Source organism: Arthrobacter sp. GW822-FHT05G07 (genome assembly GCF_058799755.1).
The window spans coordinates 302195-322224 of sequence record NZ_JBXALT010000007.1; the positions used below are offsets into that span (position 1 = coordinate 302195).

Genomic DNA, 20030 nt, shown 5'->3' on the forward strand with positions numbered 1-20030 from the left:
CACTGCTGTTTTCATCTGAAATGGTTTGGGCCGGGCCATAGGCCCGGCCCAAACCGTTATGGACGCGTCGTGCGCGCGTTGTTGCTGTAGCGTTCGACGGCGGCCCCGCCCTTAGTGCGAGTCGACGCCTTCCAGCGCATCGTCGATCGCCACGGCCTGGACGTGATCGTGCGGGTCTCCCTTGTAAGCCCAGATCCGCTTGTATGAGCCGGATCCGAGATCGTCCAGGAGGTCAGGTCCTACGGGATTCCAACCCAGCTCCGTGCGAGCCTTCGCCGAGTCAACGCGGCTGTTGCTGGAAATTGCCACGTCCACCCAGCGCTGGCCCAATGCCTGGTACGCGACCTCGGGCGTGCACGATTCGGCGGCCTGGAGCCCAACCAGCCGGGCGATGGTTTCGGCTATGTCTCCCATGCGGGCTTCACCGGCCGCCAGGTTGTAGGCGCTGCCGGCCGGAGCCTTGTCCAAGGCCAGGAAGTAGGCTTCAGCCAGGTCAGCGATGTACACATTGGACCAACGGTTGTCACCCCGGCCTACGTAGAGGCTGCGTCCGGATGTGATGGCCTGGCGGATGAGCAATGGCAACTGTTCGCTGGCGCCATCGCCAAAGATCATGGAGGGACGCAGGACTACGGTGTGAATGCCTCTGCTGGCGGCGCCGATCACGGCAAGGTCCGTGGCATACCGCGTGGCAACAATCTCAGCAGGGGAATGCTGGACCTCTTCGGTGTAGATTGTCGGGTTCAGCTCGCCCTGTGCCAGGTCCGTGTAGATACCCGTTCCGCTGGTGCGGATGAATTTCTTGTTGGTTCCCTCCAACGCCGAGAGGAACACCTGGGTGGATTCAGCATGATCGGCCGTTGCCGTATCGACAACTGCATCTGCAGCCAAAGCTGCTTCCCGGAGGACCGCAGTATCGTCGAGCCCTCCGAGTACAGGAGCGATCCCGCGGGCACGCAGCGCCTTTGCGCCGCTTTCGCTCCGGACGAGGCCGCTGACCGTGTGGCCCGCTTGGAGCAGCCGTTGGGAAACGGCCTGTCCGATGTATCCAGTGGCTCCAGTGACGAAGATATGCATGGGGTTCCTTAGTGTTTGCGTAGTTTCTCTGGTGGGACTTTTCAGGCCAGTTGGCTTAGCTGCTCATCCTGCTGGCCCGAGGCCAGGATGCTGGGACGGTCGTCGTCCAGGAGGAGGCGTCGAATGCGTGAGCAGACGCTTTCGGCCAGGACTCCGATCGGGGCGTGATCGGGGTGTTCGAGGTACCGTTGGTAGTCCTCTTCCGAAGCGAAGACAGACACGTAACCGGTGACGTTGACATCGTCGAATGCGCGGATGACCCGTACGTCTTCCAGTTCCGGGATCTTTCCTGGAAGGCTTCGCAGAGCGTCCTCAAAGGAGGTCCGTGCTTCACTCGTGATGTCCTCGGGAAAGGTGAAGCTGACGAGTTGGTAGAACATCGTGTTTCCTGCGCCCTATCTCTGTTGTTGTTTCAGTTGTTCGGTATTGGATTTGTGTTCAACGGTGACGAAGACCAGCTGGGACTGGCCGATGTTCTCCAGATCGTGAAGTAGGTATTCGCCGGGTCCGAACTGAAAATGACGGGTATCACCCACTGCGTAGTCCACTTCCCTGGTGGTTCCATCGTCTTCGTGCTGCCTGCTGTGTCCGGCGCTGACAGCGGTCCAAAAGTAGTCCAGGACGTGGCGGTGGGCGGGGAGCCGGTGACCGGGATCCAGCCTGATCTCCCACACCCTCACGTCCTTCGTTTCGGAGACTATGCGCTGTCCCACCGTGTAGTTGTAGGCGTTGTCATGAAAGTCCTTGAGGGTTTCGGCGGACCAGCCATTGAAATTCCGGGCTACGACGATCCCTGCCCGCCGGCTTCCCTGCGGAAGGGTGGCTTGGTTTTCCTGGGTTGTCACGAAGTGTCCTCTCGATATGGGGCGAGGGAGGATCACACGAACGTCGTGACGCCTCCGTTGACGGTGTATTCGGCCCCGGTGATAAAGCCTGCGGCCGGTGAGGCGAGGAAGAGGATCACCGGTGCGACGTCGTCGGCTGTCCCCAGTCTCCCTACCGGGAGTCCTGAATCTTCCACGAAGGCCTGGATTGCTTCTTCCCGTGGCACATCGAATTTGCGGGCTTGGGAGTCAAGGAAACCTCCGGGCCGATCCCACATTGGTGTGTAGATATGCGCCGGAGCTACAACGTTGGACCGGATTCCTTTTGGCCCGAATTCCCGCGACAGGAGCTTGGACAAGGACAAAATTGCTGCCTTTGAAACGCTGTAATCCGGAGCGTCCACCAACGGGGTTCGTCCTGCTTCCGATCCAACGTGGATGATGGATCCGGAACCGGCTTCAAGCATGTGGGGAAGAACCTCCCGGCTCATCCTCACGTAGCCCATGAAGTTGAGCTCCATAGTGGATTCCCACATTTCATCGGTGGCATCCAGGAAGCCCTTCCGGACGGCTACAGCCCCGGCGTTGTTGACCAGGACGTCGATCCCGCCAAAGCGTTGCAAGGCCTGCCGCACTGCGGTCCCAGGGGTGCCGGGAAGGGATAGGTCCGCGGAGATATGGAGGAAATGGTCGGCATTCGTGCTGGTTGTGCTTGCCATGTCCGCAGGTTCGCGGCTGACTCCAACAACGTTCGCTCCTTCCTTGAGGAAATGTTCGGCGGCCGCGAGCCCGATTCCTTGGCTCGCACCTGTAATGAGGACAGTTTTGCCACTGAATGTTCTGTTCATGGGTCCAATTGCCTTCCTCTGTTCGTGCAAATCAGATGTTCGCAGAGGACACCGAGCCTAGCTGCCAAGTGGCGGCGGATCTCGGGTTCGAGGGTCAGGGATCGGCTGTGAGTTCTTGCGTTAGTGGGAGTTGGAGAATCCTGAAGCCCTCGAATGGGGCTTGTCTCAATGGTTCCACGAAGGCGGGCGGGGCGTCCAAGACCAGAATGCAATGCCGGACCAAAGCGCTGCTTATGGCTTTGGTTCGCCGCTTTTGGGCGGCTGGCCTGGATTTCAGGACCACATCAGGGCGTATGATCCCTCGCGGAGTTCGTCCTGCAGGCCGGGACCTTTGGGCTGCCATCCAAGCTCGATTCTGGCCTTGGTTGCATCAACACGGCAGTTGCCGGCCAGGACGCCGTCGACGAATTTCACGCCGTACGCCTCGTAGGCAGCGTCCATGGTGCATGACTGTGCGTCCGGGTACCCCAGAATTGTGGCGATGTCCTGGGCAATGTCAGCGAGGGAAGATTCGCCGGCAGCAATGTTGTACAAACTCCCTGAGGGCGCCTTCTCTATCGCCAAGGCAAATGACTCCGCGAGATCCGCGAGGTACACGTGTGATTGCCTGTTGGCGCCAAGACCAACGTAGAGGCTTCGCCCTGCGGTGATGGCGCGCTTGATCAGCCCACCGATCACCGGCCCGCTGGCCTCTCCGTAGGGAATGGAAGGACGTAAGACGGTGGTGTGAATGCCTCTTTCGGAAGCCTGCTGGACCTGGGAATCCGTTTCGAGAATTTCAGCCAGTCCGCGAATGGGAGATACGGCCTTTCCCTCTTTGTGGACAATCCTGCTCAGTGAACCGAGCGAGGCGTCCACGTACACCCTGGCGGTGCTGTTTCGGATGTATCGTTTGCCGGTCCCCTCCAACGTGGCAAGGAATAGTTTGGCAGCTGGCAAGTGACCGGAGACGTCCACCACCGCATCAACCAGCTGGGTTACGTTCCGGATAGTTTCTCCGTCTTCAAGCGTGGCCAGAATCGGAGTTATGCCCCTGGACTCCAAGACTTTCGTCCCTGTCACGGTGTCGGTTAGCCCGAATGTTTCGTGGCCCGCCGCTTTGAGCCGCAACGCAATGGCCAGTCCGACGTATCCGGTTGAGCCGGTGACGAGTACAGACATTCTTGTTCCTTTCGGCTGAACGTCTACCAGACGCTTCGGATCCCGCACTGTACGCCCGCCAACATCGTTTCATGGTAAATGCCGGGCCTCTAATAGAACTCCGTTTAGGCCGCCATGAGCTTTTGTTATGGCTGATCGTGGCTTTGCCTGCGGCGATGGCTTTCGGGAGGCTCAAGAACGGCGGGAAGTTTCTGTAGAAGTTCCACGTATCTTTTGGCCGTGGGTGAGAGCTTGGTGCGGCTGTACACAGCCAGATCGCGGGTCAACGCCGGAAAAGGTTCCACAGCGACACCAGGACCGTCCATTGGCAGGGCATTTGCCGGGAGCAGGGCAACCCCGGCCCCTGCACCGGCCAGTTTCACAGCGCTGTCTATTTGACCGGTGTGGAACACGAAGTCCGGAGTCACATTGGCGGATTGCATGTATTCACGGATGAACTCGCCCAGTCCATGGTTGCCCTCGAAAGTGATCCACGAATGCGCATGGAGTGCGCTCACTGGAAGGACTCCCCGCGACTGCGGCGCACCCTTGGGCACCTCGCCTTCGTAGGGCTGGACTTTCTTCAGGATAGGGTCATCCGGAGCCAGGTACAGCACGAAAATTTCATGTCCGAGATCGATGACGGGTCCACCCCACTGCTTGGGAGTGGGCCCTACGGCGAGATCGCCGGCACCGGATGCCACGGACTCTTCCAGCGTTCTCCTGTGGGCGTATTCCAACAGTGTGACCGGGATTTTGGGATTGTCCGTGTGCCAACGGAGCAGGGACGGGGGAAGGATTCCGGCGGCGATGGAAAGTACGGTGGCGATCACCAGTTCCCCCGCTTCTCCGCTGAGGACCTCGCGGGCGGCCTTCCGCGCATCTTCGGCTGCCTTCAACGCGATCCGGGCATGCTCGGCATAAGCCCGCCCGGCGGGGGTCAGGCGCACAGTTCCCGTAGTTCGCTCTATGAGCTCCCCACCTGCTGCACGCTCAAGCGCACGGATCTGTTGACTGAGTCCCGGCTGGGAAACGCGAAGGATTTCAGCGGCGCGCGTGAAGGATCCCTCCTCGGCCACTACCAGTAGATACTCCATCTGCCTCAAAGTCACGCTATAAGCATAGGTTATGTGAGCGGCTGGAAATAGCTCTTGGACTTTCCTGTGCGCCACGCCACAAGCTGGAGGCGTCAGATCATGCAAAGCGGCTTGGCGTCCGCAGTTCAACCGCCCGAGTGCCGAGTGCCGCCATTGCTGCAGCTCTGCATCAATCCTTGGAGGAAAAACGATGAAAAACGGTATGTTCGTCTTCGACTGCGTGGTTCACACGCAGGACTTCACCGATCGGCAGGTACGGCCCGGCGGGGACGGCCGGCAGGTCCGGGCCCACCGCACCAACCAGGGACAGTTCAACAGGCTCATGGCAACCAAGGGCCCCGCCGACAAGCCGGACTTCTATGATCCAGTGGACGTTGACTGGGCCAACAAGACGCTTTTTGAAGAGTCCGACACCGATATTGCAATGGTGTGCACCGTGCCGCTTTTTGGGCAGTGGCAGAACTCTTTGGGCCCGGCAGAATTGAACTATCAGCTGGCTGCTTCGAACCCTTCCCGGTTCTACTTCACCGGCGGGGTTGATCCGGTGTGGCAGGGCCTGGACTTCGCGTTGGAAGAGATGGAGCGGCAGGTCAAGGAATGGGGAGCGGTCAGCTTCAAGTTCTACCAATACCACGACGAGAACCACCATTGGCGGGCAGACGACAAGGAGATCGCCTACCCGCTGTGGGAAAAAGCCATTGAGCTCGGAATCAAGATGGTTCAGTTTCACAAGGGATACCCCTTGGGCATGCAGCCAGTGGAAGCGTTCCGTCCCAACGACATCCAAATGGCAGCCTATGATTTCCCGGAATTGAACTTCGGCATCCACCACCTCGGCGATCCTTATGTTGATGAACTGGTTAGCATCGCGTCCCGCTTCCCCAACATCTACCTGATGCTTCCGCTGTGGCATAACCAGTACTACCTCCAGCCCTATCCCATGCTGCACCGCCTCGGCCAGACTCTGCTGTTCGTCGGAGCGGACAAGCTCTGCTACGGATCAGAGGGGTTCTTGTGGCCTCACATGCAGACGTACATCGACACGTGGGCCAACCTTGAGATGCCTGAGGAACTCCAGGACAAATATGGCTACCCGGAGCTGACCCCTGAGATCAAAGAGCAGGTCTTTGGCCTGAACTTCGCCCGGGGACTTGGGATCGATCTTGAGGTCAAGAAGAAGGAACTGGGGTTGCTGTGACGACCACCCAGAACGCGGGCCCTTTGGAAGAGGACCTTCAAGAGGCACTGTCCTATATTCGGCCCCTGCTTAAGGGCCACTCCGGCGACCTGACAATCGCAGCTGTTGACGACGGTGTGGTCACCGTTGACTTCCACAATGCCTGCCACTCATGCCCTGCTATTTCGGTGACGTTCGCCGGCCTCGTCCGGTCCCGCCTGATGCAGGTGGACGGCGTCAAAGATGTCAGGTCTTCGCAGGTCCATGCATCACGGCGGGCCTTGGACCGCATCGCAGCCACGCTGGGAGGCCCTGCGCACTACAGGCCTGCCCAGTCCACCTCCAGACCGTCGCTTCCGCTGCTACCCAAGCAGCCCTCTGCCTGCCAACCGTTGGCAATCGCCGACGCAGGAGGACGTTGAGATGAGCAAACTCTCGTTCAGGCTCGACGACGGCGTGGCGATGGTGACCGGTGGGGCGTCCGGCATAGGTAGTGCCATAGCCATAGCGTTAGCCGAAATGGGCAGTCATGTGGCATTGGTTGACCTGCCTTCCAGTGATGCTTCGGCAACTCTAAAAGCAATCGAAGCAGAGGGAAGAAGTGCTGAGTTTATTGCGGCCGACGTGACCAGCGCTGAGCAGATGGAGGCTGCCGTCCGACGGGCAGAGGGCTCATTGGGGCCCCTGACTACAGCAGTGAATTCCGCGGGAATAGCCCATGCGGTTCCAGCGGAGGATATGACTGCTGAGCAGTTCGAGCGCGTCTTTCGAGTGAATGTCACCGGGGTCTTCCTTAGCTGCCAGGCGCAAGCGCGGGCTATGCGGGAGAACGGAGGGGGTGCAATCGTCAATTTGGCTTCCATCTCCGGAATTGTTTCCCATCGAGAGATGCTGCAGTCGCACTACAACAGTTCCAAAGCCGCTGTTGCGCACCTGTCGAAATCGCTGGCTACCGAATGGGCGCAGTACGGCATACGCGTCAACTCCATCTCTCCCGGTTTTACGCGAACGCCTATGAACGATCGCGCCGAAGTGGCGAGCATTCTGGATGAGGCCGTCACCCGCAACACACCGCTGGGGCGCCCCGCGGATCCGTTCGAAATGGCAGGGCCAGCACTGTTTCTCCTGTCTCCTGCCGCCAGCTTTTGCACGGGCGCGGACCTCGTGGTGGATGGAGGGTTCACCGCTTGGTGAGCCCCTCTAGCCTCGGGGTCGATAACCCAGGGTTATCAGGTCTGAAGAATCTTTGACTTGGACTTATCGTGACGGTCCTCACAGACTGGAAATAACTTCGCAGGTTCCCGGCATAGTGGCCGGCACCGCGGTAAACCCCGCTACCAACCCACACTGCGAAGAGCCACACTCCCCAACCCTCATCACCGTTCGAGATTTTCTTACAGAGAGGTAAGGCCCATCGTGATGAACGAATCAAGCCGCGCAACCCAAACAGAACCAGTCCACCTTGGACAGCAGAGGAAGCCGCGTTCCCGCCGCCCCCTGGGCGTCGCCTTGGCAATGCTTGCCACAGCCGCTTTGGCTCTGACTGGTTGCAGCGCGGACAACGCCGCCAATGCAGGCGGGACGGGCAAGAAGACAATCGGTGTTTCGATGCCTGAATTTCATTCCCTCTTTTATGTCGCAGCTGTTGACGGCATGAAGAAGGCCGCTGCTGACGAGGGCTACGAGCTCGTGGTCCTCAATGCGAATGGCAATTCGTCGCAGCAGGTCAACCAGGTGCAGAACCTGGTGACACAGCAAGTCGGGGCAGTCATCTTTGCCATGCAGGATGCAACAGCCGGCGCAGCGGGAGTGGCGGAGGCGAAGGGCGCCAATATCCCCGTCATTGCCATCGACCAGCGCCCTCAAGGCGATGTGACCACGTTCATTGGCAGCGACAGCGTTAAGGCGTCCACCGAGTTGTGTGACTACCTGGCCAAGCAGATGGGCGGCAAGGGTAACCTCGCCATCATTAAGGGTGTTCTCGGGTCTTCTACGGAAATTGAGCGTTCCAAGGGATGCGGAAGCATTTTGGAGAAGAACCCGGACATCAAGGTGGTCTCCACTACCAACGCTGACTGGGACGAGAACAAGGCCTATAACGTGGCGCAGGACGTGCTGACTGCCAACCCGGAGCTGCAGGCAATCTTCGCGCAAAACGATGGAATGGCCCTCGGTGCTGCCAAGGCCGCAGCCCAAGCCGGCCGCTCCAACCTCAAGATCGTCAGCGTGGACGGTTTCCCACAGGTTTACGACGCCATCGAGTCCGGACAGGTTTTGGCCACGATGTCGCAGGAACCGTATCAAATGGGCGAGCTTGCCGTCCGCACTGCCATCAAAGCCATGAGCGGCGAGGCCGGGTCCATTCAGAAGGAACAGTTGCAGCCCACCGTCCTGGTCACTAAGGAAAACCTCGAAGAGGCCCGTTCCGCCGGATACTACGGCCCCGCGAAATAGCAGAAGTCCGGCCTGCCCGGAGCTCGGGCAGGCCGGACTCCACCAAACTAAGAAGGAAATCATGTCAATCCTGAGCACGGGACCGGCCCCTCTCAACGGAGGATCGCTGACCGAGGAGCCCAACGCCCTCAAGGGCATTGGCCTCACCAAACAGTACGGCGGCAACACTGTGCTGCATGGAGTGGACATCACCCTGAGAGCAGGCACGGTTCTTGGATTCATCGGGGAAAATGGCGCAGGTAAATCCACCCTGAGCTCCATACTGGCAGGCATCAAGTCTCCAGATGCCGGAGAGATGTTCCTGAATGGGCTTCCCTACGCCCCTACAGGCCCGGCTTCTGCGCTAAACAGCGGGGTGGCCATTATTCACCAGGAAATCAAGATGGTCCCGCGGCTAAGCGTTGCCGAAAACATGTTTCTGGGGCGGTGGCCGAAAAAACGGGGCCGCGTGGACACGACTTCCATGGCTGAGCAAGCCGAGGCAGCCTTGGCCGTTTTGGGAGCCAAGATCAACCCGCGTCGGGCAGTTGCCGGACTCTCCATGGCGGCGCAGCAGGAAATAGAGATCGCAAAAGCCATCCTGCGGGATCCGTCCTACGTGATCTTCGACGAACCATCAGCTTCTTTGGGACAGGAGGAAACGGAGAAGGTCCTCGATCAAATCCGGGTACTTCGTGACCGGGGTGCGGGCGTCATTTACATCAGCCATCGCCTGGATGAAATTTCGGCTATCGCTGACGAAATTCTTTGCCTCCGTGATGGGCACAGAGCTATGGCATGGGAGACGGGCGAAGTCAGCAAGGACCAGATGATCCGCGCCATGGTGGGCCGCGAGTTCGTTTACGCGCACGAAGCTCCGAAGCCGGCTGAGCCGGATGTCGTGTTGGAGGTCAAGAACCTGGCTCGTCAGGGAGTCTTCAGCGATATCTCTTTCTCTGTGCGCAAGGGGGAGATCCTTGGGCTGTCCGGCCTTGTAGGAGCAGGCCGCACCGAAGTTGTCAGGACCCTTGCCGGTGCCGATCGTGCCGACGCGGGCACCATCGCGGTGGACGGCAAGCCCGTGAAGATCAGCAACGTTGCCAGTGCCATTCGACAAGGCATTTTCATGGTTCCTGAGGACCGCAAAGGCCAAGGACTGAACTTGGGCAGGAGCGGAGGAGAGAACATGGTCCTGCCGTGGGAAAAAACGCTGACCCCCAGCGGATTCGTGTCCAACAGGACAGTGAAGCGCGTCGAGCGAGAGCAGGCCCAGGAGTTGGATATCCGAGGGAACCTGGACATTCCTGTCCTTTTTCTCTCTGGAGGAAACCAGCAGAAAGTCCTGTTGGCGAAGTGGCTGGTCCGGAAACCAAAGGTCCTCATCCTCGACGAGCCCACGCGTGGAGTGGATGTTGGTGCAAAGGCCGCCATCTATGAAATTGTCCGCAAGCTGGCCGCTTCCGGGGTGGCCATCATTGTTGTCTCTTCCGAACTCGAAGAGGTTCTCGGCCTCTCGCACCGTGTACTCGTCATGGCGGGAGGGCAGCAGCGCGGAATCCTCAACCGCGAGGAAGCCCTCCCGGACCGGGTCATGGAACTCTCAGTGCCCTAGCGCACCCACAACCTTCACAAAAGAAAGATAAGACTGTGCCCTCTACAAACACCGTCGGCCCCAAAGTCGAGCCAGGAGCCCGGGCGAATCCCGCCTCAGGTATTGGCCAGGAGTCAGTGCAAACGAGAATCAAACAGCTCGCCAAGAATATTCCGGGGCCAGTGGTAGGGCTTGTGGTCATCTGCATTGCAATGTCACTGCTCTCGCCCTACTTCCTGACGCCTAACAACCTCATCAACGTCCTTAGCCAGGTTTCGTACATCGGGATGATGGCAGTAGGCGCTGCCTTGGTCATCATCCTCGGTGGTATTGACCTTTCCGTGGGCTCCACCATGGCATTGTCGTTCATGGCCACCGCGTTCCTTTACAAGGAAATTGGCTTGCCGTTTTGGCTCGCCATGGTTTGCGGGCTCATTTTGGGGGCTTTCATTGGCCTGGTGAACGGACTCTTGGTGACGTTCGGGCACGTCCAGCCATTTATCGCCACGCTGGCAACCATGTTCGCCGGGGCTGGGCTTGCTTTGTACATCACCAACGGAAACCCTGTTATCGGCTTCCCTGATTGGTTCCTCGGCCTGTCGCGGACTCGCATGCTCGGAATACCACTGCAGGTGTATCTGATGCTGCTGGTCTTTGTCCTCGCAGCGCTTTGGTTGCGGTATAGGCCCTCCGGAAGGCAGCTGTATGCCATTGGTGGCAATGAAGAGGTTGCCCGCCTTTCGGGCATCAGCGTGAGGCTTGCCCAAGCGCGCGTCTATGTCATTGCCGGCTTCCTGGCCGCCTTGGCGGGACTGGCGGTGGGAGCCCGGCTGGATTCAGCGCAGCCAACCGCGGGCAGTGCTTCAGATCTCCTGAGCGTGATCGCGGCGGTAGTCATCGGCGGGGCCAGCCTGTCGGGCGGTGTTGGTTCGATGTTCAGTACGTTCATAGGGCTGCTCATCATCGGAGTACTCAATAACGGGCTCACGCTCCTGAACGTGTCCCCGAATCTCCAGCCTGTGGTGATTGGAGTGGTCATTGTGCTGGCGGTGATCAGCGACCGCGGCAATCTCCCTCTCAAACGGACCTGATGCACCCACTTAACCGGCGAAGCTCCCTGCGCGAATTGTGCAGGGAGCTTTCGTTCGCTCACCCAACGGGCTGGGAGGCCTGCTTCCGGGGCCGCCCGGAAACCGTCCCGGAGAAACCAGGCGATTCCGGGGGCCGGCAACGCTTCTAAAGGTCGTTGGGATTGGGCTGGCCGTTCCAGGCCGTCACACCACCATCTGCCGCAAGGATGTGTCCGTTGATATACGAGGCATCGGACGAGGCCAGGAAGGTGAAGGCCGGTGCTATTTCCTCGGGTGCCGCTATGCGGCCCAAGGGGATGGAGCGTCCGAAAGCCTCCTTCAACCCCGCGGTGGAGTCGAGGTTCTTCTGCAGCAGGGGCGTGAGGACCGGTCCTGGGGCCACAGCATTGCAGCGCACACCCCGTTGGGCGTAGTCCACCGCAACGCTGCGCGTGAAGTTGATGACGGCACCCTTCGAGGCGTCGTAGGCGGCGTAGTTGTAATCCGCGCCGATGCCCGAGACGCTTGCCGTATTGACGATGTTGCCTTGGGACTGGATCAGGTGGGGAAGCGCCGCCCGTGTTGCGTAGAACAAACCGTCAACGTTGACCTTCATGACGGACCGCCACAGCTCGTTCGATGTAGTTGCTGCGGGGCCGGTCGGAGCGATTCCAGCGTTGTTAACCAAGACATCCAGCGCCCCTAGTTCTTCCACGCTTTCATTGATGATTGCCTCGATGGCATCGGGATCACCCACGTCGGCGACCTTGAGCGTTATCTGGCCGGACAACACGGAGTTCCGGTCACGGAACCGTGCCATCGAATCTTCGCTAAGGTCCACTCCGATGACGTTTGCTCCTTCGAGGAGGAACCTCTTGAAGACGGCGGCGCCCAACCCGGACCCCGCCCCGGTCACCATGACTGTTTTTCCCAAGAATCGATTCTGATCCATGTCCTACTCCATCTTTCATCGAGCCAAGCGCCGTAAAGTCAAGAAACGGCCGGGCATAATTATCGCAATGCAGACAGTTTGTCCGTAGCATAGAAAATAGAGTACTTTACTCGTCAGTCGTTTCGAAGGGATTTCGTTCACCATGAAGATTGATCTCAGCGGTAAGACAGCATTGGTTACTGGCTCTTCCCAAGGCATAGGCTTGGCCATTGCCAAGGAGCTGACAAAGTCGGGAGCGACAGTGGTGCTCAGTGGTCGCAGCCAGGATTCACTGGACAGTGCGGCTGCCGACATTTCCGCACTCGCTGATGTGCGCAAGCCCAGGACCGTGGCGGCGGACCTCGGCACCAAGCGGGGGGTTGCGGAACTCGTCAGCGAAGCAGGGCAGGTTGACATCCTGGTCAACAATCTCGGTATCTACGAGTCGAAGGATGCCTTGGACATTACGGACGAGGACTGGCAGGAGTACCTCGACGTCAACCTGCTCTCCGCTGTTCGACTGACGCGGGCCCTCCTGCCAGCCATGCTTCAGCAAAATTGGGGAAGGGTTCTTTACCTTGCCAGTGATGCGGCCATTGCCGTCCCCCACGACATGCTGCACTATGGCGTTTCCAAGACCGCCTTGGTAGCTGCGGCCAGGGGCTACGCCAAGGTTGCCGCAGGCTCTGGCGTCACGGTCAATTCTGTCATTGCCGGGCCAACCAGGACCGATGGTGCAGTCCGCTTCATCCGGGAGAAGTTCGGCCCGGATATGCCGTGGGAGGAGGCGGAGGGCAAATTCATGTCTACGGAGCGTTCTGCCTCCCTGATCAGGCGGCTTATCGACCCGCTGGAGATTGCCAACATGGTGGTCTACCTCAGTTCGCCCCAGGCCTCTGCCACCACGGGAGGCGCCTTGAGGGTCGACGGCGGATATGTCGACTCGATCTTCCCTTAGGAGAAGGCTGGAAGGACATGTTTCGCCACTTCTTCCAGGGCGTCTTCAATGGGGCGCGTGCTGGGCCGGAAGTTCAATGCCACATGGCCAACGCCGGATTCTTCCAGCTCTCCGAGGTAGCGGACAAGGGAATTGCGCCCTAAGCGGGCGCCGAAGCGGATCGGCTCGGGCGGCGCCCCGGGATCCTCGGCCAGGTCGACGAGCATGGTTGTCAACAAGGGCTTGCCCTGCCCGTCCGGGACTGCATGGTTCCATCGGTTCACAACTGGTTTCATGAGCCCCCCGGGCCGGTGGTAGGTCATGTAGCCATCCATGGTGGAGGCGATCCAGTCAGTGGTTTGTTGGGCGCGTCCCACTGCCACCAGCGGGATTGGGTTCTGGGCCGGCGGCGGCAGAACCTTCACGGTATCTTCGGGATCCGAACTGTCCCGCCATGCCGTCCGGATGGTGTCCACTGACGAACGGAACCGCTCCCCGCGGGACTCGAAATCGGCGTCGAACGCTGGATATTCGATGGGCCGGTCGCCCGAAGCAACCCCGAGTATAAGGCGGCCTCCAGACAACTGATCGATGGAGGCAGCCATCTTGGCCACGTGCAGTGGATGCCGCAGCGGCAGGACCACTGCGGCCGTTCCCAACAGAATCGAATCTGTTACCCCGGCCAGATACCCGAGATAGGGGAACGGATCAAACACCTGGCCGGCGTCACCAAAAGCCGGAACCCAAAGGGGGACGTCGCGAAGCCAGAGGGCCCTGAAGCCCAACTGATCCGCCAGTTCGGCCCGGCGTCGATGGTGGGTCAGGTCCGGAATGCCGAACTGAGTGGAGGACTTTGCCCGGCCTTGCCGGGCAAAGTCGTTGTCCAAGGGAAACTCGACGCCGATACTCAAGCCGCTCCGACTGAGGGTCGCCAAGGCAGGTGATGGAGAGGTTAACGGGGCTGTTGCCAAGGTCATGACCGTCTTTCGTTCGGGGCTAGAGCGGAGATCCTGCGAGGGGCTGCTTCTCGGATGTTGGCTGCACCATGGACTGCTCATCGCCGGACTGCGTCATTCGCTGAGCGGCGCGACGGGCGGCCGTTGCAGCGAACACCATGACGATGAGGCCAAGAAGTGTGATGGCAGCACCTGCCCAAATGGGGGATGTGTAGCCCAGGCCTGCCGTAATGGTGACGCCGCCTAGCCAGGCTCCCAGGGCGTTGCCCACGTTGAATGCGCCGATGTTGGCCCCGGACGCTAAGGTGGGGGCGCTCTTTGCGTACGTCATGACGCGCATCTGCAGCCCGGGGACGGTGGCAAAGCCGAAGCCGCCCATGAGTACCAATGACATGATTGCGAGGGGCTGGTTGTCCGCGGTCAAAGCGAACGCCACCAGAACTACCAGCAGCACGGACAGGACAACCAGCAAGGTCCGGTCGACGTTGCGGTCAGCGGCCTTTCCTCCAAGGGCGTTACCCACGAAGAGTCCAACGCCGAAGAGGATCAGCAGCCAAGGTACGGTTGCGGCTGGGAAGTGCGAGATCTCGGTCAGCGTGAAGGCAATGTAAGTAAAGGCTCCGAACATTCCGCCGTATCCCAGGATGGTGACGGCGATGGACAGCCAAACCTGGCCCGACTTGAACGCGCTGAGTTCGCCGCGAAGACCTGAGGATGGAGTGGAATCGATGTTTGTGGTGCGCGGCACCAGGGTCAGGATTCCAATCAGGGCAAGAATGCCGATGACGCTGATGGCCCAGAAAGTGGAGCGCCAGCCCGCTGCTTGTCCCAGCATGGTGCCGAATGGCACTCCCAGGACGTTGGCAGCGGTCAGGCCGGTGAACATGATGGCAATGGCAGCGGCCTTCTTGGCGCGGTCCACCATGCCCGCCGCTACCACCGATCCGATACCAAAGAAGGCTCCGTGCGCGAGGGCTGCAATGATCCGTCCAGCCATCATGGTCCAGTAGTCCGGGGCCAGTGCCGACAGGACGTTTCCTATGACGAAGACTCCGAGGAGTAAGGCAAGGGCCGCCTTCCGGTCCATGCGTGACATTGCCAGGGTTAGCAGCAATGCCCCAACCACCACGGCCAGGGCGTATCCAGATATCAACCAGCCCGCGGTCGCCTCGCTCACGGCGAAATCTGATGCGACCTCGGGTAGAAGTCCCATGATGACGAACTCTGTAAGCCCGATACCAAAGCCTCCCAAGGCCAAGGCTATTAGCCCAATGGGCATAAGAATCTCCTAAAAATACTATACGGAAGAGGATAGTGCGCGTAAGCTGTTAGTTGCAGACGCTTGCTAATATCCTTGCACAAGAAGATACAGTGCGCAAGCAACTACTTTTGCCGTCGCATGGACGGCGCGAACGAAAGGTTGTCCCGTGAGCATCGAAGATGACGCCCTGGAAGTACGGGCCCGAGGTTGGCGAACGCTGGCCGCTTTGCACGGCCTCATTGAGGGTGAACTCGAGCAGGCACTCCAGGCAGAGGCAGGCTTGTCCGTGGTCGAATATACGGTTCTCGACGCACTTGCCAGGCAGGATGGCTGGCATATGAGAATGCAGCAATTGGCGCGGGCAACTGCGCTCTCGCCCAGCGCAACGACGCGCCTCGTGAATCGGCTGGAGGGCCGAGGGCTACTTCAGCGGATTCTGTGCTCAGACGACAGACGCGGTATCTACACCGAGCTCACAAGCGAGGGGAGCGAGCTGCTCATTTCAGCCCGCCCCGCTCACGACATCGCGCTTGAACAGGCGTTGGCAACGGCCGAGGAAACCGCAGAACTCGCTTCGCTCGTGCGGGCACTGCCTCAGCTGTCCACGGCTGTCCAAATCCGGTAAGGCAAAACCACAGTTGGGTGCCGGAAGCCTACCCGTGTCCGGGGGAGGGGATTACCGCAATGATTTCCTCAAGCTGGAGCGCCGCAGAAACCTGTGTCAACGCGGTCACGTTCGACAAGTCCAATCCCACCAGTTGCTCTATGAGATTTCGTCGTTGAGTGATCGTGGTCGTGTTTACGGTCAGGTGTTCGGCAGTCATTTGAGCGTCGAGGTTGTTGTTCATCAGAACGGTCAGGGTCTGCAGGAGTGCTGCCCCATTGGTTGCGTCATAACGATGCAACGGTCCCAGGATTCGGTCGCAGAACGAACGGAGGCCCGCCGAGTCCTGCGTCTGCAGAAAGAGCCCCGCTATCCCGAGATCGGTCAGAAGCAGGGTCTGGCTCGGCGTTCCCTTGAGTCTGGCGAGTTCGACTGCGCCGCGGGCTATGGAAAACGCTTCTTCGTACGCGTTCGGATCAGTCACCGGGCCCGTCAGCGCGACAAGCTGGCTGGTCTCGGCTTCCGTCAGACTCTGACGGATCTGTTCGGCGATGTCGCGAACGGATTCCAAGGGCCGCCTCCCCAAAGGCCACAGGGCGACGACGTAGTCCTTATGTAAACCAACCAGGGGCTTTGGCACGTTGTCATGATTCCAACGGTTTACCTTGCCAGCGAGTCGTCGTAGAACCTCGTCCTCTGGAACCTGATCGTGTGGGGCAGCAATCAAGGCATGAGGTTGCAACAGGTCATACCCCAGTCGCTGGGTCTCCGCGAGGAGAACGGACGTGGAAGGGCGCGGGCCCCTGATTATGTGTGAGAGAAGTTCCCCTGTTCGGTACCACACCGATGCGGCCCCACTGCGAGTGTAAAGGAATTCCAATGCCATGACGGTTGCGGCGTGCTCGATCGCGCGCCGGTGTAATGGCGCCATTTTGGTCAATGGGCCAGTTGTCCAGATCCAGGCCACAACCTCTTCTTTGATGACAACTGGCGCTCGAACGGCAGAAACCGTGGACCCATTGTGGAGCGGCAACCGGATATCCGACGGCCCGCTGATGGCGTCGCTGTTTGGTGATTCGCCTTGGACTTGCTCAGCTTCTCCAGCCACTCCGTCCAAGAAGTCGTTGGCTCCATACTCAGAACCGCAAACCGCATTGCCCTGATCACTCTGAATGACCACAGGCCGTTCGAGCAGCTCGGCAAGTGCATTGCCCACTTCGGCAATGCCACCTCCCTCTAGCGTCAGCGACGTGAGGCGATTGTGAACCTCAGCCACTTTGCGTTGCAGCTCATATTGCTTCTCCAGCGACTCATTGAGGGACTTCTGCTCGGCAATTGTGCGTGCTTGATCCGCCCTGAGCTGAGCCGTGTTCATTGCGACAGCAGCTTGATCGGCTAAAACAGTCAGTAACGAAACTTCGTCATTCTCGAACGCGTGTGGAAGGCGAGTGAAGCAGTTCAGAGTCCCGAGGGTTCCGCCCGGGGCGTTCAAAGGTACGGCAATCATGGAAGTGAAACCCTGGTGACGTGCCGCCGCGGCCCAAGGAACAAACGACGGGTTCGTCGCCGTGTCTTCGACGCTTACGGGGATGCCCAATGTGAAGGCTTGAGTGGATGGTGAAGGCAACGACATACCCCGCAAGCGGATCGGGTGGAGGGCGTTGACGTCCTGGATATATTCGTCGGTTAGTCCATGTGAACCCTTGATCAGCAGCACGGAGTTGGATTGGTCTGGGACTGTAACCGAGCAAAAGTCGTAGCCCATCAGTTCACTGGATGTTCTGGCCACCATGTTCAGCAACTCGTCGAGGGAGACGCCTCGGTTTACGGCCGCGCCTACAGCTGCCAACGCCTTTAGCCAATTCTGGAGACGCTCGACCGTTCGATCTGACCGCTCTTTCACAGTCTCAGTATTCCGATTGTTTGGTTGTGGGGATAGGCCTGAACTGCTGCTCTCTGCTCTGGCATCTACGGCGCGGCATTCTCCGATGCGTGACGACGGCGACGCCCCTGACCGGTTGCGTCGCCGTCGTTTTGCTTCTCCTGTCGAAGGTCTACTCGGCGAGCGCCGCGACCACGGCTGCGGCGACGGCCTCGCTGGATTGCGGGTTCTGGCCGCTGATGAGGTTACGGTCGCGGACAACGTAGCTGCTCCAGGCCGGGGCCGCTTTCACGATGGCACCGCGCTCCGCGAGGGTGGTGGCAACCAGCCACGGGGTGTTCTCGCCGGTCCCGCCCGTGAGCTCTTCTTCATCCGTGAACACCGTCAGCTGGCGGCCGGCAAAGGCGAAGTTCCCGTCCGCGGTGGTGGCGCTGAGCAGGCCAGCGGGTCCGTGGCAGAAGGGAGCGATGATTGTTCCGTCTTGGTCAGCCGCGATAAGCAAGGCACCCAGGTTCGCGTCCGTGGCCAGATCCACCATAGGGCCGTGCCCACCCGGCAGGACGACAGCGTCGAATTGGGCCACATTGACGGAGGCCAAGGGCTCTGGCGTCTCAAGTTCGCCTGCGATGTCCTCAAGGTACTGCTTGAAGTCCTGGACCTTTTCCTCGTCGCCCACGATTTCCGGGTTCAACGAGCCAGGGTCCACGGTGGGCTTCTTTCCGCCGGGGCTGGCGATAGTAATTTCTGCGCCGGTGGCTTTGAGGGCGCGGTGGGCCACCACGAGTTCCTCGGCCCAGACGCCCGTGGGGTGTTGGGTGCCGTCGGCGAGTTCAAGGGAGTCTGCTGCTGATACGACCATGAGGATGCGGGCCATGGGATTTCCTTTCGTGAAATAGTTATTCGATGGTGCCCCGCCGGCGCACTTGGCCTGCATAGGAAAAGCTGTGGCCCCCCATCGGGAAACCTTGGACCGCCCCATGCGAGGATTGCACCGATGGCCACTCACAACCTTGAGCATTTGCGGACCTTCCTCACCGTCTACCGCGTGGGGTCCCTGACCGAGGCAGCAAGGTTGCTCGGCATTTCGCAGCCCACAGCCTCCACCCATGTTCATTCCCTCGAACAGAACCTGGGACTGCGCCTCTTTGAGCGAAGTCCTACGGGCGTCGCGCCGACCCCCAAGGCCGAGGGTTTGGCCCGGGACGTTGGCCCGCACATTGACGCTTTGGACGACCTCGCCTTCATGTCCTCTTCGTCCGGTGCCAACGGGTCAATCCACTTGGGTGGTCCTGCGGAGTTCATAACCACCTTGCTCCTGCCCCACACCCCGGAGCTCACAGAGGCCATAGGGGCCAAGCTGCGAATCAGGTTCGGTTTGGTGGACGGCTTGCTCGATGAATTGCGGTCCGGCGACCTCGATATCGTGGTGAGTGCTGTCCGCCCACGAGTCCAAGGGGTCACGGGGATTCCACTCTTCGATGAGGAATTTGTCCTGGTGGCTGCTCCGCTCTGGAAAGCGAGCATCACGGGCGTTGACCCCGCCGATGTGGAGTTGTCCGCTATCCCGGTTGTGGCTTACGCGGAGAACCTGCCCATCGTTCGGCGCTACTGGCGGACCGTGTTCGATCGTCGCCCCGATGACCTCCGAACAAGCTGCATCGTGCCCGATCTTCGAGGCGTGCGAGCAGCCATCCTGGCTGGCGCGGGGATGTCTGTATTGCCCAGTTACCTTGTTGAAGACGATCTCTCCACCGGCGCCCTCACCACTCTGCATACTCCCGAGTTCGCACCCCTGAACACCGTGTATTTGGCAACCCGCACCGGCGACCTCGACCGCAACCGTCAGCTGCGGTCCCTCGCTTCCGCCATCCAGAGGCGGGCACGCTTCTGAAGGCCGTCATGCGACCATCTGTGCGCTGGAGAGTTCCCTGATGGTCCACGGCCAGGTCAGGGAAAACAAGAACCCCCGGAAATCCAAGATTTCCGGGGGTTCTTTACCGAGCTTCCTATCAGAATCGAACTGATGACCTTTTCATTACGAGTGAAACGCTCTACCGACTGAGCTAAGGAAGCACCGCGTCCATCACCGGTTTCCCGGGCGATCACGCAAGACATAACTGTAATAGAGGCAGCGCGCTCGGGTCAAAACGAGGGGGGCGGGAGGCCGTTGCGGGGATGTTCACCCGCCCGTCGGGCCGGGTT

General features: G+C 59.9%; 20 protein-coding genes and 1 tRNA gene. 9 read left to right on the plus strand and 12 right to left on the minus strand.

Features of this window, described 5'->3' with window-relative positions; all coding sequences use genetic code 11:
* Positions 1 to 111 precede the first annotated feature (111 nt).
* From AC1RJY_RS14230 to AC1RJY_RS14255, 6 genes are all read right to left on the minus strand, one after another.
* Positions 112 to 1077: an NAD-dependent epimerase/dehydratase family protein gene (locus AC1RJY_RS14230; protein WP_014920824.1), complete on the minus strand. Its 966-nt coding sequence runs from the start codon at positions 1075 to 1077 to the stop codon at positions 112 to 114.
* A gap of 41 nt (positions 1078 to 1118) precedes the next feature.
* Positions 1119 to 1457, minus strand: coding sequence for a Dabb family protein (locus tag AC1RJY_RS14235; protein ID WP_011773608.1), 339 nt, complete (start codon positions 1455 to 1457; stop codon positions 1119 to 1121).
* A gap of 15 nt (positions 1458 to 1472) precedes the next feature.
* Positions 1473 to 1922, minus strand: coding sequence for a cupin domain-containing protein (locus tag AC1RJY_RS14240; RefSeq protein WP_187329919.1), 450 nt, complete (start codon positions 1920 to 1922; stop codon positions 1473 to 1475).
* A gap of 32 nt (positions 1923 to 1954) precedes the next feature.
* Positions 1955 to 2749, minus strand: a complete 795-nt coding sequence (locus tag AC1RJY_RS14245; RefSeq protein WP_011773610.1) for an SDR family NAD(P)-dependent oxidoreductase — start codon at positions 2747 to 2749, stop codon at positions 1955 to 1957.
* 273 nt (positions 2750 to 3022) lie between these two features.
* Complete coding sequence (locus AC1RJY_RS14250) at positions 3023 to 3910, minus strand: NAD-dependent epimerase/dehydratase family protein (protein ID WP_498602573.1); 888 nt, start codon at positions 3908 to 3910, stop codon at positions 3023 to 3025.
* Between the two features lie 125 nt (positions 3911 to 4035).
* Positions 4036 to 5001 carry a LysR family transcriptional regulator gene (locus AC1RJY_RS14255; RefSeq protein WP_286140256.1) on the minus strand — a complete coding sequence of 322 codons (966 nt, stop codon included), beginning with the start codon at positions 4999 to 5001 and terminating at the stop codon, positions 4036 to 4038.
* Positions 5002 to 5176: 175 nt separating this feature from the next.
* Between AC1RJY_RS14255 and AC1RJY_RS14260 the strand changes: the two genes are divergently transcribed.
* The 6 genes from AC1RJY_RS14260 to AC1RJY_RS14285 all read left to right on the plus strand — a co-directional run bounded on the left by AC1RJY_RS14260 (position 5177) and on the right by AC1RJY_RS14285 (position 11278).
* Positions 5177 to 6184, plus strand: coding sequence for an amidohydrolase family protein (locus AC1RJY_RS14260; RefSeq protein ID WP_011773613.1), 1008 nt, complete (start codon positions 5177 to 5179; stop codon positions 6182 to 6184).
* Positions 6181 to 6585: a NifU family protein gene (locus AC1RJY_RS14265; protein WP_014920827.1), complete on the plus strand. Its 405-nt coding sequence runs from the start codon at positions 6181 to 6183 to the stop codon at positions 6583 to 6585. Before AC1RJY_RS14260 ends, AC1RJY_RS14265 begins: the two co-directional genes overlap by 4 nt.
* Before the next feature lies 1 nt (position 6586).
* Positions 6587 to 7357, plus strand: a complete 771-nt coding sequence (locus AC1RJY_RS14270) for an SDR family oxidoreductase (RefSeq protein WP_011773615.1) — start codon at positions 6587 to 6589, stop codon at positions 7355 to 7357.
* A gap of 225 nt (positions 7358 to 7582) precedes the next feature.
* Complete coding sequence (locus tag AC1RJY_RS14275) at positions 7583 to 8617, plus strand: substrate-binding domain-containing protein (RefSeq protein WP_014920828.1); 1035 nt, start codon at positions 7583 to 7585, stop codon at positions 8615 to 8617.
* Between the two features lie 61 nt (positions 8618 to 8678).
* Positions 8679 to 10208 (plus strand): sugar ABC transporter ATP-binding protein, encoded by a 1530-nt coding sequence (locus AC1RJY_RS14280; protein ID WP_011773617.1) that lies wholly within the window; start codon positions 8679 to 8681, stop codon positions 10206 to 10208.
* A 35-nt stretch (positions 10209 to 10243) separates the two neighbouring features.
* Positions 10244 to 11278 (plus strand): ABC transporter permease, encoded by a 1035-nt coding sequence (locus AC1RJY_RS14285; protein WP_210064545.1) that lies wholly within the window; start codon positions 10244 to 10246, stop codon positions 11276 to 11278.
* A gap of 145 nt (positions 11279 to 11423) precedes the next feature.
* On the opposite strand, the gene budC is transcribed toward AC1RJY_RS14285, so the two are convergent.
* The gene (budC, locus tag AC1RJY_RS14290; protein WP_011773619.1) at positions 11424 to 12209 is read right to left on the minus strand and encodes a meso-2,3-butanediol dehydrogenase; all 786 of its coding nucleotides are present in this window, start codon (positions 12207 to 12209) and stop codon (positions 11424 to 11426) included.
* 142 nt (positions 12210 to 12351) lie between these two features.
* Between budC and AC1RJY_RS14295 the strand changes: the two genes are divergently transcribed.
* Positions 12352 to 13146, plus strand: a complete 795-nt coding sequence (locus AC1RJY_RS14295; protein ID WP_011773620.1) for an SDR family NAD(P)-dependent oxidoreductase — start codon at positions 12352 to 12354, stop codon at positions 13144 to 13146.
* On the opposite strand, the gene AC1RJY_RS14300 is transcribed toward AC1RJY_RS14295, so the two are convergent.
* Positions 13143 to 14036, minus strand: coding sequence for an LLM class oxidoreductase (locus tag AC1RJY_RS14300; protein WP_238324511.1), 894 nt, complete (start codon positions 14034 to 14036; stop codon positions 13143 to 13145). The genes AC1RJY_RS14295 and AC1RJY_RS14300 overlap by 4 nt on opposite strands.
* 85 nt (positions 14037 to 14121) lie before the next feature.
* The gene (locus tag AC1RJY_RS14305) at positions 14122 to 15360 is read right to left on the minus strand and encodes an MFS transporter (RefSeq protein WP_498602574.1); all 1239 of its coding nucleotides are present in this window, start codon (positions 15358 to 15360) and stop codon (positions 14122 to 14124) included.
* Between the two features lie 148 nt (positions 15361 to 15508).
* Here AC1RJY_RS14305 and AC1RJY_RS14310 point away from each other — a divergent pair, with 148 nt between their 5' ends.
* A complete protein-coding gene (locus tag AC1RJY_RS14310; RefSeq protein WP_011773623.1) occupies positions 15509 to 15967 on the plus strand; it encodes a MarR family winged helix-turn-helix transcriptional regulator in 459 nt (152 codons plus the stop codon).
* Positions 15968 to 15995: 28 nt separating this feature from the next.
* Here the strand turns inward: AC1RJY_RS14310 and AC1RJY_RS14315 are convergent, their stop codons facing one another.
* Both AC1RJY_RS14315 and AC1RJY_RS14320 read right to left on the minus strand, forming a co-directional pair.
* Positions 15996 to 17849 carry a helix-turn-helix domain-containing protein gene (locus tag AC1RJY_RS14315; protein ID WP_498602591.1) on the minus strand — a complete coding sequence of 618 codons (1854 nt, stop codon included), beginning with the start codon at positions 17847 to 17849 and terminating at the stop codon, positions 15996 to 15998.
* 151 nt (positions 17850 to 18000) lie between these two features.
* Positions 18001 to 18702 (minus strand): type 1 glutamine amidotransferase domain-containing protein, encoded by a 702-nt coding sequence (locus tag AC1RJY_RS14320; RefSeq protein WP_043469797.1) that lies wholly within the window; start codon positions 18700 to 18702, stop codon positions 18001 to 18003.
* A gap of 120 nt (positions 18703 to 18822) precedes the next feature.
* Here AC1RJY_RS14320 and AC1RJY_RS14325 point away from each other — a divergent pair, with 120 nt between their 5' ends.
* Positions 18823 to 19719 (plus strand): LysR family transcriptional regulator, encoded by an 897-nt coding sequence (locus AC1RJY_RS14325; RefSeq protein WP_210064541.1) that lies wholly within the window; start codon positions 18823 to 18825, stop codon positions 19717 to 19719.
* Positions 19720 to 19828: 109 nt separating this feature from the next.
* Here the strand turns inward: AC1RJY_RS14325 and AC1RJY_RS14330 are convergent.
* Positions 19829 to 19901 (minus strand) — tRNA-Thr (locus tag AC1RJY_RS14330).
* Positions 19902 to 20030 lie beyond the last annotated feature (129 nt).

Excerpts from the sequence above, each read along its gene's own strand:
- AC1RJY_RS14230 (WP_014920824.1), bottom strand. The coding sequence starts at position 1,077 with ATGCATATCTTCGTCACTGGAGCCACTGGATACATCGGACAGGCCGTT.
- AC1RJY_RS14235 (WP_011773608.1), bottom strand. The coding sequence starts at position 1,457 with ATGTTCTACCAACTCGTCAGCTTCACCTTTCCCGAGGACATCACGAGT.
- AC1RJY_RS14245 (WP_011773610.1), bottom strand. The coding sequence starts at position 2,749 with ATGAACAGAACATTCAGTGGCAAAACTGTCCTCATTACAGGTGCGAGC.
- AC1RJY_RS14250 (WP_498602573.1), bottom strand. The coding sequence starts at position 3,910 with ATGTCTGTACTCGTCACCGGCTCAACCGGATACGTCGGACTGGCCATT.
- AC1RJY_RS14260 (WP_011773613.1), top strand. The coding sequence starts at position 5,177 with ATGAAAAACGGTATGTTCGTCTTCGACTGCGTGGTTCACACGCAGGAC.
- AC1RJY_RS14270 (WP_011773615.1), top strand. The coding sequence starts at position 6,587 with ATGAGCAAACTCTCGTTCAGGCTCGACGACGGCGTGGCGATGGTGACC.
- AC1RJY_RS14275 (WP_014920828.1), top strand. The coding sequence starts at position 7,583 with ATGAACGAATCAAGCCGCGCAACCCAAACAGAACCAGTCCACCTTGGA.
- AC1RJY_RS14280 (WP_011773617.1), top strand. The coding sequence starts at position 8,679 with ATGTCAATCCTGAGCACGGGACCGGCCCCTCTCAACGGAGGATCGCTG.
- budC (WP_011773619.1), bottom strand. The coding sequence starts at position 12,209 with ATGGATCAGAATCGATTCTTGGGAAAAACAGTCATGGTGACCGGGGCG.
- AC1RJY_RS14295 (WP_011773620.1), top strand. The coding sequence starts at position 12,352 with ATGAAGATTGATCTCAGCGGTAAGACAGCATTGGTTACTGGCTCTTCC.
- AC1RJY_RS14305 (WP_498602574.1), bottom strand. The coding sequence starts at position 15,360 with ATGCCCATTGGGCTAATAGCCTTGGCCTTGGGAGGCTTTGGTATCGGG.
- AC1RJY_RS14320 (WP_043469797.1), bottom strand. The coding sequence starts at position 18,702 with ATGGCCCGCATCCTCATGGTCGTATCAGCAGCAGACTCCCTTGAACTC.
- AC1RJY_RS14325 (WP_210064541.1), top strand. The coding sequence starts at position 18,823 with ATGGCCACTCACAACCTTGAGCATTTGCGGACCTTCCTCACCGTCTAC.